Source organism: Curtobacterium flaccumfaciens, assembly GCF_051548005.1.
GTDB lineage: Bacteria > Actinomycetota > Actinomycetes > Actinomycetales > Microbacteriaceae > Curtobacterium.
The window spans coordinates 1-10,569 of the sequence record NZ_JBPUGH010000120.1 but is presented as its reverse complement, the minus strand read 5'-3'; the positions used below and the strand labels follow the sequence as shown (position 1 = coordinate 10,569).

At 71.3% G+C, this 10,569-nt stretch carries 9 protein-coding genes; 1 reads left to right on the top strand and 8 read right to left on the bottom strand.

Features of this window, described 5'->3' with window-relative positions; genetic code table 11:
• Positions 1-81: 81 nt before the first annotated feature.
• The 3 genes from ACSW7Y_RS13175 to ACSW7Y_RS13165 all read right to left on the bottom strand — a co-directional run bounded on the left by ACSW7Y_RS13175 (position 82) and on the right by ACSW7Y_RS13165 (position 4,239).
• Positions 82-213, bottom strand: a complete 132-nt coding sequence (locus ACSW7Y_RS13175; protein ID WP_438126725.1) for a hypothetical protein — start codon at positions 211-213, stop codon at positions 82-84.
• 110 nt (positions 214-323) lie between these two features.
• Entirely contained in the window at positions 324-827 is a 504-nt protein-coding gene (locus tag ACSW7Y_RS13170; protein WP_438126724.1) for a peptide deformylase, read from the bottom strand.
• Between the two features lies 1 nt (position 828).
• Positions 829-4,239 carry a pyruvate carboxylase gene (locus tag ACSW7Y_RS13165; RefSeq protein ID WP_438126723.1) on the bottom strand — a complete coding sequence of 1,137 codons (3,411 nt, stop codon included), beginning with the start codon at positions 4,237-4,239 and terminating at the stop codon, positions 829-831.
• 60 nt (positions 4,240-4,299) lie between these two features.
• Between ACSW7Y_RS13165 and ACSW7Y_RS13160 the strand changes: the two genes are divergently transcribed.
• Positions 4,300-5,112 carry a ParA family protein gene (locus tag ACSW7Y_RS13160; protein WP_438126722.1) on the top strand — a complete coding sequence of 271 codons (813 nt, stop codon included), beginning with the start codon at positions 4,300-4,302 and terminating at the stop codon, positions 5,110-5,112.
• Between the two features lie 450 nt (positions 5,113-5,562).
• Here ACSW7Y_RS13160 and ACSW7Y_RS13155 read toward each other — a convergent pair whose 3' ends face one another.
• From ACSW7Y_RS13155 to ACSW7Y_RS13135, 5 genes are all read right to left on the bottom strand, one after another.
• The gene (locus tag ACSW7Y_RS13155; protein WP_058725924.1) at positions 5,563-6,123 is read right to left on the bottom strand and encodes a MerR family transcriptional regulator; all 561 of its coding nucleotides are present in this window, start codon (positions 6,121-6,123) and stop codon (positions 5,563-5,565) included.
• 202 nt (positions 6,124-6,325) lie between these two features.
• The gene (gene ftsR / locus ACSW7Y_RS13150; RefSeq protein ID WP_438126721.1) at positions 6,326-7,030 is read right to left on the bottom strand and encodes a transcriptional regulator FtsR; all 705 of its coding nucleotides are present in this window, start codon (positions 7,028-7,030) and stop codon (positions 6,326-6,328) included.
• Positions 7,030-7,440 (bottom strand): FHA domain-containing protein, encoded by a 411-nt coding sequence (locus ACSW7Y_RS13145; RefSeq protein WP_242863018.1) that lies wholly within the window; start codon positions 7,438-7,440, stop codon positions 7,030-7,032. Before ACSW7Y_RS13145 ends, ftsR begins: the two co-directional genes overlap by 1 nt.
• 385 nt (positions 7,441-7,825) lie before the next feature.
• A complete protein-coding gene (locus tag ACSW7Y_RS13140; protein WP_438126720.1) occupies positions 7,826-9,379 on the bottom strand; it encodes a chitinase in 1,554 nt (517 codons plus the stop codon).
• On the bottom strand, positions 9,379-10,569 hold a 1,191-nt coding region (locus ACSW7Y_RS13135), incomplete at its 5' end, for a glycosyltransferase family 2 protein (protein ID WP_438126719.1). The genes ACSW7Y_RS13140 and ACSW7Y_RS13135, both read right to left, overlap by 1 nt.

Below are 10,569 nucleotides of genomic sequence, written 5' to 3'. Positions count from 1 at the left end.
CCCGGTGCCGGTCCCTGGGACCGGCACCGGGCCTCCAGGCCGTTTGGGTGTGCGCGGGGCGCGACGCGCCCGCCTGCGCGCTCAGGCCTGCGGGGGCAGCTCCGAGCTGGGTGCGTCGAGGACGGCCGTCGACGACGTCGTCGAGGCGACCGCTTCGGGGCGGAGGTTGGTACGGGTGCGGTGCGAGCTGAGCTCGTTGTCCTGAGCGGCCATCATGCTGTCCTGGGGGTGTGGGATGTGACGTCGGTGGGAAGCCGACGAGGGTACGGTACCTCCTCGTCAGGACGACACGACAATCCCCCGTGGGGGTGTCACCCGACGGCTCAGTGGAACCAGTCCTGCGCGCGGATGTCGCGGAGGGCCTGACGGCGGATCTCGGGGTCGAGCGTCATGACGTAGACCGTGCCGTCGAGGTGGTCGACCTCGTGCTGCAGCGCCTCCGCCATGAGCCCGTCGCCCTCGAGCACGACCTCGTTCCCGTCGACGTCCACGCCGCGGACCGTCGCGTGCGGGTACCGGCGTGTCGGGTAGCCGAGACCGGGCACGGAGAGGCAGCCCTCGTCCATGAGCTCGGGCTCGCCGGAGACCTCGACGACCTCGGGGTTGAGCACGTACCCGACCTCGCCGTCGACGTTGTACGAGAAGGCCCGCAAGGCCACGCCGATCTGCGGCGCCGCGACCCCGGCGCGACCGGGCTCCTTGACGGTGTCGATGAGGTCCTGCACGAGGTCCCGGACGCCCTGGGAGCCGAGCGCTTCGGCGCGGATCGGGTCGGACGGGGAACGGAGGACGGGGTCGCCGAAGAGGCGGATGGGACGGACGGTCACGTTACTGCAGCACCACCAGGAGGTCTCCGGCGTCGACCTGCTGCGTCGCCGGGATCGCGAGACGGCCGACGGTGCCCGCCACGGGCGCCGTGATGGCCGCTTCCATCTTCATCGCCTCGATGCTCGCCACGGCCTGACCGGCTGCGACGACGTCACCGACGGCGACCTTGAGCGTCACGACGCCGGAGAACGGCGCGGCGACGTGCTTCGGGTCGGACGGGTCGGCCTGCTCGGCGGCCTTCGTCTCGACCTCGACCGAGCGGTCCCGGACCGACACCGGGCGGAGCTGCCCGTTGAGGGTCGTCATGACCGTGCGGAACCCGCGCTCGTCCACCTCGCCGATGGCCTCGAGGCCGACGAAGAGGTCGACGCCCCGGCCGAGCGGCACCGAGTGCTCCTGCCCGGGCCGGAGACCGTAGAGGTAGTCGACCGTCGGGACGACCGAGAGGTCGCCGTACTGCTGCCGGACGGCCTCGAACTGCCGCGTGGGCTGCGGGAACAGCAGGCGGTTCAGGGCCTGCTGCCGCTCGGGGCCCGCGGTGGCGAGGTGCGCGCGCTCGGCGTCCGGCACGGGCGTGACCTCGATCCGGACATCGCGACCGGCGAGGACCTTCGAGCGGAACGGTTCGGGCCAGCCGCCGGGCAGGTCGCCGAGCTCCCCGGCCATGAAGCCGATGACGGAGTCCGGGATGTCGTACTGCTCGGGGTGCTGCTCGAAGTGCTCGGGGTCGGCGTCGACCGCGGCGAGCTGGAGGGCGAGGTCGCCGACGACCTTCGAGGACGGCGTGACCTTCGTCGGGCGCCCGAGGATGCGGTTCGCCGCCGCGTACCAGTCCTCGACCTGCTCGAAGCGGTCGCCGAGGCCGAGCGCGATGGCCTGCTGTCGGAGGTTCGACAGCTGGCCGCCCGGGATCTCGTGCTGGTAGACGCGACCGGTCGGACCCGGGAGCCCGGACTCGAAGGGCGCGTAGACGCGTCGCACGGCCTCCCAGTACGGCTCGAGGTCACCGACCGCGGCCAGGCTGAGGCCGGTGTCGCGCTCGGTGTGGGCGAGGGCGGCGACGAGCGCGGACATGCTCGGTTGGCTCGTCGTACCGGCCATCGGGGCCGCGGCGACGTCGACGGCGTCCGCACCGGCGCGGGCGGCGGCGAGCAGCGTCGCGAGCTGGCCGCCCGCGGTGTCGTGGGTGTGCACGTGCACCGGCTGGTCGAAGCGCTCGCGGAGGGCGGTGACGAGCCGCTCGGCGGCGCCGGCGCGGAGCAGTCCGGCCATGTCCTTGATGCCGATGACGTGTGCGCCGGCCTCGACCATCTGCTCCGCGAGGCGGAGGTAGTAGTCGAGCGTGTAGAGGTCCTCCGCCGGGTCGAGGAGGTCACCGGAGTAGCAGAGCGCCGCCTCGGCCACCGACGTGCCGGTGGCGAGCACGGCCTCCAGGGCGGGTCGCAGCTGGCTGACGTCGTTGAGCGCGTCGAAGACCCGGAACACGTCGACGCCGCTCGCCGCGGCCTCGGCGACGAACGCGTCGGTGACCTCGGTCGGGTACGGCGTGTAGCCGACCGTGTTCCGACCGCGCAGCAGCATCTGGATCGGGATGTTCGGCATCGCCGCCCGCAGCGCCGTCAGGCGCTCCCAGGGGTCTTCGCCGAGGAAGCGGAGCGCGACGTCGTAGGTGGCGCCGCCCCAGGCCTCGACGGAGAGCAGCTGCGGGGTGAGCCGGGCGACGTGCGGCGCGACGGCGACGAGGTCCTGGGTACGGACACGGGTGGCCAGGAGGGACTGGTGCGCGTCGCGCATCGTCGTCTCGGTGACGGCGAGAGCGGTCTGTGCGCGCAGTTCGCGTGCCCACTCCGCCGGTCCGAGCTCGAGCAGGCGGTCGCGCTGCCCGGGCGGCGGCGCGACGGTGAGGTCGACGGCGGGGAGCTTCTCGCTCGGCTCGACGGTCTGCGGGGGCCGCTCGCCGTTCGGCTTGTTCACCGTGACGTCGGCGAGCCAGCCCACGATCTTCGTCCCGCGGTCCTTCGAGACGTGGCCGCCGAAGAGCTGCGGGCGCTCCTCGATGAACTTCGTCGAGATGTCACCCCGATCGAAGTCCGGGTCCTCGAGGACGGCCTGGAGGAACGGGATGTTCGTGCTGACGCCGCGGATGCGGAACTCGGCGAGGGCGCGCTTCGCCCGGGACACCGCCGCCGGGAAGTCACGCCCGCGGCAGGTCATCTTGGCGAGCATCGAGTCGAAGTGCGGGCTGATCTGGGCGCCGGTCGCGATCGTGCCGCCGTCGAGCCGGACGCCCGCGCCGCCGGGGCTGCGGTAGGTCGTGATCTTGCCGGTGTCCGGTCGGAAGCCCTGCGTCGGGTCCTCCGTCGTGATGCGCGTCTGGAGCGCCGCGCCGTGCACCGACACCGTGTCCTGCGACAGGCCGAGGTCGGTGAGGGTCTCCCCCGCGGCGATGCGCATCTGCGACTGGACGAGGTCGACGTCGGTGACCTCTTCGGTCACGGTGTGCTCGACCTGGATGCGCGGGTTCATCTCGATGAAGACGTGCTGGCCGGCCCGCTCGCCCTCGGTGTCGAGCAGGAACTCGACGGTGCCCGCGTTGACGTAGCCGATCGACCGGGCGAAGGCGACGGCGTCGCGGTGGAGGGCGGCCGCGATCGAGGGGTCGAGGTTCGGCGCCGGGGCGATCTCGACGACCTTCTGGTTGCGGCGCTGCACGGAGCAGTCGCGCTCGAACAGGTGGATCGTGCCGGCCTCGGAACCCGTGGCGTCGGCGAGGATCTGCACCTCGATGTGCCGCGGACGGATGACGGCCTGCTCGAGGAACATCGTCGGGTCCCCGAAGGCGCTGTCGGCCTCGCGCATGGCCTCCTCGAGCGCCGGTCGCAGCTCGGCCTTCGTCTCGACCCGACGCATGCCGCGACCGCCACCGCCGGCCACCGCCTTCGCGAAGACCGGGAAGCCGATCGCGTCCGCGCCCGCGAGGAGCTCCTCGACGTCGCGGCTCGCCGGGGTGCTCACGAGGACGGGGACACCGGCGGCGATCGCGTGCTCCTTCGCGGTCACCTTGTTGCCGGCCATCTCGAGCACGTGCTCGCCCGGACCGATGAAGGTGATGCCGGCCGCGGCCGCGGCGGCGGCGAGCTCGGGGTTCTCGGAGAGGAAGCCGTAGCCGGGGTAGATCGCGTCGGCCCCCGACTCGCGCGCCACGCGGATGATCTCGGAGACGTCGAGGTAGGCCCGCACGGGGTGGCCCGGCTCGCCGATCAGGTACGCCTCGTCCGCCTTCAACCGGTGGAGTGAGTTGCGGTCCTCGTACGGGTAGACGGCCACCGTCCGGGCGCCCAGCTCGTACGCGGCACGGAATGCTCGGATGGCGATCTCGCCACGGTTCGCCACGAGGATCTTGCTGAACACGAGGTCCCTTTCAGCCCGGGTTGAGGTGACACAACCCTAGTCGCGGTAACGTTGCTCACCGTGCATGTACTCAGCGTGAGCTCCCTCAAGGGTGGTGTCGGCAAGACGACGGTGACGCTCGGCCTGACCTCGGCCGCGTTCGCCAAGGGACTGCGCACGCTGGTGGTGGACCTCGACCCGCAGTCCGACGTATCGACGGGCCTCGACATCAACCTCGCCGGCCACCTCAACGTGGCCGACGTGCTCGAGAACCCGAAGGAGAAGATCGTCCGCCAGGCGATCGCCCCGTCCGGGTGGACGAAGGGCTCCCAGGGCAAGATCGACGTCATGGTCGGATCGCCCTCGGCCATCAACTTCGACGGCCCGCACCCGTCCATCCGCGACATCTGGAAGCTCGAAGAGGCCCTCGCGAACGTCGAGCAGGACTACGAGCTCGTCCTCATCGACTGCGCTCCGTCGCTGAACGCCCTCACCCGCACCGCCTGGGCGGCGTCCGACCGCGTGACGGTCGTCACCGAGCCGGGGCTCTTCTCCGTGGCGGCCGCCGACCGTGCCCTCCGCGCGATCGAGGAGATCCGCCGCGGCCTCTCGCCCCGCCTCCAGCCGCTCGGCATCGTCGTGAACCGTGCCCGCGTGCAGTCGCTCGAGCACCAGTTCCGCATCAAGGAGCTCCGCGACATGTTCGGCCCGCTCGTGCTCTCGCCGCAGCTGCCGGAGCGCACGTCGCTGCAGCAGGCGCAGGGTGCGGCGAAGCCGTTGCACGTGTGGCCGGGCGAGTCGGCGCAGGAGATGGCGAAGAACTTCGACCAGCTGCTCGAGCGCATCATGCGCACGGGCAAGATCGGCCCCTACGCCGAGGGCGGCGCCGCGTAGGCACTGCCGGAGCCCGCGCGCGGGCGCTTGGTCGCACGACCTGCCGCTCACGTTCGCGTTGGTCGCAGAACGTGTCGCCTCGGAGTACCGGTAGCGACAGCTTCTGCGACCGCAGTGATCAGCACGCGGCACGTCGTGCGACCAACTGGCTCGTCGGCCCCGCTGGCGCCTCGACCGGCGCCGAACGGGGTCGCGGGACGTGCCCCTCACGTCTGCACCGGTCGCAGAACGAGTCGGCCCGACGCCGCCGCCGTTGGTCGCAGGACGTGTCGCTCACGTCCGTGCTGGTCGCCCGACGCGTCGGGGCGGCGTCGAGGGAGCGACACGTTCTGCGACCACGACGAACGGCATGCGGCACGTCGTGCGACCAAGACCGGGCGCGACCACGACGCCGCGCGGCGCGTCAGGCAGCCACCACGTCGGAACGCCGACGGGCCGAAGTGCTGGAGGTCAGGAGGCGCGGGAGGCCCGGCGGGCAGCGAGCTCGTCGTCGGGGTCGGCGGCGGGGGCGGCGTCGAGCTCCACGAGCGACGACTCGACCTCGCGCAGGACCTTGCCCACGGCGATGCCGAACACACCCTGGCCGCGCGAGACCAGGTCGATGACCTCGTCGTCGGAGGTGCAGAGGTAGACCGAGGCACCGTCGGACATCAGCGTGGTCTGGGCGAGGTCGGACACGCCCGATTCCCGGAGCTGGTTCACGGCCGTTCGGATCTGCTGCAACGAGATGCCCGTGTCGAGCAGACGCTTCACGAGCTTGAGCACGAGGATGTCGCGGAAGCCGTAGAGCCGCTGCGAGCCGGAGCCGGCAGCGCCGCGGATCGTGGGCTGCACGAGCTCGGTGCGGGCCCAGTAGTCGAGCTGACGGTAGGAGATACCGGCTGCACGTGCGGCGACGGTGCCGCGGTAGCCGTTCTGTTCGTCGTGCTCCGGCATGCCGTCGGTGAAGAGCAGCCCGAGGTCGTACCGCGTCATGTCCGACCCGGTACCGGGGGTGTCAGTCCCACTCATGCGCTTGCCTTCCACGACGATCGAGCTCCCACCCGAAGCTTCAATGCCGGGTTGAGAGTTGTTCCGAGGTCCACGGTAGCGACTCCGAGCCGTCGCGCGCGGGACATCCGCCCCGGCGCGTCCGGCGTGTCGAGGATACGCCCCGCCCTCCGACACCCGCCAGCGCTCCGAGTACCCGGGACACACCCCACGACGGCGTCGCTCATGCGTCGAGACGACCGATCGCCGAGCGGATGAGCTGCGACCGGATGGTCTCGAGGTGCCCGGCGATCTCCCGCGCGAGCTCGGTGGCCTTCGCCTTCGAGGTGGCGTCCCCGCGGCGCGACACCGGCATGAGCGCGGACTCGATCAGACCGACCTCGCGCTCGGCGGTCGCCCGGAAGGTCCGCAGGTGCCGCGGCTCGATGCCCGACCGCTGCAGCTCGACGAGCGCCTTGAGCACCGCGACCGAGTCCTCGCCGTAGGTGTCCGTCGCCGGGAGCAGCGACGACGAGACGGCGTCGGACAACAGCATCGGCGTCGCACCCGCCGCCCGGACGGTCTCGTCACGGGTGTAGCGGCGCTCGCGCCCGAGGATCGACGGCTTCGGCGCCTCGCCCCCACCCGGCAGCGTCGGTTCGCGTCCGGCGTCGAGGTCGGCCAGGTACTCCTTGATGACCTTGAGCGGGAGGTAGTGGTCGCGCTGCAGTCCGAGGATGATCCGGAGCCGCTCGACGTCGGCCGGCGAGAACTTGCGGTAGCCGCTCGCGGTGCGGACCGGGGTGACGAGATCGCGCTCCTCGAGGAACCGCAGCTTCGAGCCGGCGAGGTCCGGGAACTCGGGCTTCAGGCGAGCGAGGACCTGCCCGATCGTGAGCAGCTCCGGCGCCGCGGACCCCGCCCGGGCCGCGGCGGACCGCGCGGGCACTACGCGTTCGCCAGGCGCGCCAGGTCGACCCGGGAGGCGTAGAAGGTCAGGCGGAACTTGCCGACCTGGACCTCGGACCCGTCGGTGAGCAGGGCCTCGTCGATGCGGGCGCCGTCGAAGTAGGTGCCGTTGAGCGACCCGAGGTCCTTCACGGTGAAGCTCGTGCCGTGGCGGAGGAACTGCGCGTGCTTGCGCGAGACCGTGACGTCGTCGAGGAAGATGTCGGCGTCGGGGTGCCGGCCGGCCGTCGTGACGTCGGAGTCGAGCAGGAACCGGGCACCGACGTTCGGACCGCGGCGGACGACGAGCAGCGCCGAACCGGAGGGCAGCGCCGTGATGGCGTCGCGCTCTTCGGTCGAGATGCCGGACTCGGGCGTGAGGGCCGCCGCCTGCTCCAGGCTGAAGGTCATCGTCGTGTCGACGAGTCGCTGCTGCTGGGTGCGACCGTCGCTGCCTGCCGGACCCTGCTGCGGGACCACTGGATCGGACATCGTGGACCTCCCTCTCTTGGCCCATCAGCGTATCGGAAACGGGTGACCCCGCGGGAGCCCAGAACGGGGCTGTGCACAACTCGGCAGTGCGCGATCAGCGAACGTCCACGAAATGCGCACTTAGACGGCCGGGAGGCTCCCCACCCGGCACGGCCGGCGCGCCGCTGGCGCGTCGGTCCGGAACCGGCGGGCGTGAGCCCAGGCGCCAGCTGGCACCGCGCCTCCCGGCCGTCATCCCGTCACCACAGGCGGACCGTCACCGCAGGCGGACCGTCACCACCTGCGGACACGGGCCGTCCGTCCGTCAGTGCTGGAGCTCCGACAGGAGCGCCTTGATCTCGGAGTCCTTGAGCTTCACCCACGGCGAGCCGTCCGGGTCGCTCGTGGACGCCTCCGGGCTGTCGCCGGTGTTCCACCACTTGGCCTGGTACGGCACACCGTCGAACAGGACCCGCGCCCCGGTGTCGTACTGCTTCGTGCCGGACCACGACGGGTAGGTGCCCGTCGGCAGGGTGACCTGCTCGACCGGCTTCTCGCCCGGCAGCACCGGCCCGATGAGCTGCCACGGCGTCTCGTAGGCACTGAGCACCGGGTCGTCCGGCAGGTCGCCGGAAGTCCACCACTTCGCCTCGTAGACGTTGTGGTGCCAGACGATCTTCGTGCCCTCGAGGTAGGACGCGTCCGCGCTCCACACCGGGTACGGGCTCGTCTTCGGGTCGTCGGTCGGCTGGACGGTCGCGCTCGGCTCGGCCTTCGTGACGTCCGAGGCCGCCGCGACGATCCCGCCCGTGAACCCCTTGCCGAGGACGTCGGCGAAGAGGACGCCGTCCTGGTCGACGCCCGAGCAGGAGTTCGACACGGTCGACAGGTTCACGTAGTTCGAGCCGCACGTGGTGTCGCGGTTGAGGGACCACATGGACATGCGGCCGAGCCCGCGCTCCCGCGCCCAGGCGTTGAGCTTCTTCGCGTCGGCGAGCGTGAAGACCTCGTCCTGGATGTCGTTCTGCCCGATCATCGGGGTCGCGCCGACCTTGTGCCAGAGCGTCGCGTCGGTGAGGGGTGTCCCGGACCGTGTGTAGAGGATGCCGAGCTGCCGGTGCACCTCCTGCAGGGTCTGGACCGAGGCCGAGTACATGCTCTGACTCGAGCCCTTGCTCTGCCCGTAGTCCATCGTCATCGCGTTGACGCCGGCGAGGTCGACGCCGGCCTTGAGGAACTGCGAGACCGCGGTGGTCCCGTCGCTCGTCAGGCCCCCGGGCGCGGCCGGCAGGGTGAGCCACACGGCGAGGGGGTGCCCGGCTGCACGACGCGCGTCCTGCAGCTTCTTGACAGCGGCAGCACGGCGCTCCCCTGCGGTGTGGTTCGTGAGGTCGTCGCCCTCGACGTCGTAGTCGACCGTGCTGACGTCGTAGCGCTTCACCACGGTCTCGTACGCACCGACGAGGTCGGCCGAGTCGGTGCACGTCGTCGCGAGCTCGTCGTTCGCCAGGCCGCCGAAGGAGACGCCGACCTCACCCTTCTGCTGCTGCAGCCGGGCGATGCGACGGTCGAGGTCGAGCGAGTCGGAGGCGCCCTGCAGCGAGTACGCGGCGCCCCAGGTCGGGGTGCAGGCCGCGTCGTGGTCGGCGACCACGAACGAGAGCATCACGTCGCGGCCCTTCGCGGACTTGACGTCCTCGAAGGCGAACGTCGGCGTGGCGGTGACGTCGGTGTACGCGGCGAACCAGCTCTGCTGGGCGTCCGCGGCCTGCGCGGACTGCCAGCGGTCGAAGCCGAGGTAGCCCCCGGCTGCGACGGCCGCGGTCAGGACGACCGCGAGGCCGACCCGCAGCGGGGAGAGTCGTCGGGTGGAGGACATCAGGCAGCGGTCCGTTCGTCGGAGGAGGCAGTGGAGGCGGGAGCGGCAGTGGTCACGGGAGCAGCAGCGGTCGCGGGCACCCCCGGGGCGGGGAGGGTGACGGAGCGCGTTGCCGGGGCACCGACCGTCCCGGCACCGTGGCGGGTGGGCAGCTCCGCACCGCCGTGCCCGAAGTAGAGGACGGCGCGCCAGTCCTCGGCGACCGGCTCGGCCTCGGGCAGCAGCCCCTTGCGGGCGGCCTTCCGGTCCTGCTTCGCCTGCCGACGTCCGGCGCGACGCGCGGCCCGGGCGGACGGGTCGTAGTACATCCACTTCGTGGCCCACAGCCAGACGTCGACGACCGAGTTCCAGATGCCGATGTACGCGACGATCGCGTAGAACGCGAGCAGGGCGTTGAAGGCGGCGAACACCGCGTTGCCCCAGTTCTGCGCCTGGTAGTCCCGCACGAAGGTGAACACCGAGAACACGACCATGGCATACGGCGCGAGGACGTACAGCGCGGGCGACGCGGTGCGGTCGCGGACCTTGGGCGTACGGGCGAACGGGATCTTCTTCGCCGTCAGCGCCTGCTGGACGCTCTTGAGCACCCCGGCGACGTTGACCGGCATGAGGATGAGGTTGAACCCGTAGATCCGGAGGATGTCGGTGCGCTTGTAGCCGCAGTACTCCAGGTCGGACGCGAAGAGCCAGAAGTACGGCAGCGCGGCGAGGAGCACCATCGGGCTGAGGAGCCGGGAGTCGTACGGGTAGGCCAGCAGGAAGATGAGGCCGAGGGAACCCCACGCGATGGACGCCATGTAGTTGACGCGGAGGGACATCTCGACGAGGCCGACCCGCTCCCCGCGCTGCCGGCGCTCCCGCACCTGGCGGAGGTACTTCGGCAGGATCAGCAGACCACCGTTCGCCCAGCGGCGGCGCTGCACGATGAGCGAGCCGAAGTCCGGCGGGGTCGCGCTGTACGACAGGCGCTCCGGGTAGTTCACGAGCGTCCAGCCGTGCATGCCGAGGTCGACGCTCGACTCCGTGTCCTCGATGACCGTGCGGTCCTGCACGTAGCGCTTGACCTCGAAGCCGCCGACGGTCTCGACCTCCTCGATGTCGCGGAGCGCCCGGGTGCGGATGACCGCGTTCGCGCCGACCCAGAAGGTCGCGTTGTGACGGGACATGCCCTGGTGGAGGATGTGCTGGAT

What these genes read in the sequence shown, in the direction of transcription:
- ACSW7Y_RS13145 (WP_242863018.1), bottom strand. Translation starts at nt 7,440, where the DNA reads ATGACCTTCAGCCTGGAGCAGGCGGCGGCCCTCACGCCCGAGTCCGGC.
- ACSW7Y_RS13175 (WP_438126725.1), bottom strand. Translation starts at nt 213, where the DNA reads ATGGCCGCTCAGGACAACGAGCTCAGCTCGCACCGCACCCGTACCAAC.
- ACSW7Y_RS13140 (WP_438126720.1), bottom strand. Translation starts at nt 9,379, where the DNA reads ATGTCCTCCACCCGACGACTCTCCCCGCTGCGGGTCGGCCTCGCGGTC.
- ACSW7Y_RS13155 (WP_058725924.1), bottom strand. Translation starts at nt 6,123, where the DNA reads ATGAGTGGGACTGACACCCCCGGTACCGGGTCGGACATGACGCGGTAC.